Raw genomic sequence first — 608 nt, 5'->3', positions numbered from 1 at the left:
ATCAAGCCCTATCTCCAAAACCGCCATCCTTCACGCATCTCTTTGCACCAACGCCTTACCCACACTCTCCCCCTATCCATGCGCACTCTCTTCATCCTCCATTCCCCTTTTTCTCTCCCGTCACACACTTAACAACTTAACAGCACTCTTCCTCTAAACTTCCATTCACGAAGACACTTCCCCCAATTCTCGCACCACATTCCACGCCCCCAAAAGCCCAAAGTGACCAAAAACACGCACAATATATAAATCCATAAATCCCCCACTTCACTTTTACGGATATACGTTTTTACGCTTTTACATCTTTAAAGAACAAAGCCAACGAAAGGTTCACCACCCCGCACCACTCTATAAACAATAGTCTATAAACGAACCCAGCTTTTTGCCTAGTACCCTTACAGTCTTCAGACACCCCCCTCAAACGACAACACTTCATCAGGCTCAACAAATCAAGGCCTGCCCTCAAATATTCTAGCTCTTCACACCCCTTCAAAGAGCAGTGTTTTATGGCATAAATAGAATAGAAAATTTTTGATTTTTCTTGCCAATCTTCTGAAATTACTTTATCACTTAAAGTGTAATTTTGATCGTCTACGCAACGATCAATA

At 42.6% G+C, this 608-nt stretch carries 1 protein-coding gene; it reads right to left on the bottom strand.

Annotated elements, in window-relative coordinates:
- Nucleotides 1-289: 289 nt before the first annotated feature.
- Nucleotides 290-608, bottom strand: a 319-nt coding sequence (locus tag ACFIL8_RS12290; RefSeq protein ID WP_375690049.1) for a hypothetical protein, incomplete at its 5' end; no start/stop codon positions are given.

The sequence above is a fragment of the Bartonella sp. AP57NXGY genome, assembly GCF_042195805.1.
Lineage (GTDB): Bacteria > Pseudomonadota > Alphaproteobacteria > Rhizobiales > Rhizobiaceae > Bartonella.
Note: the sequence above shows the minus strand (reverse complement) of the source record. Positions and strands in the feature narration are given on the sequence as shown.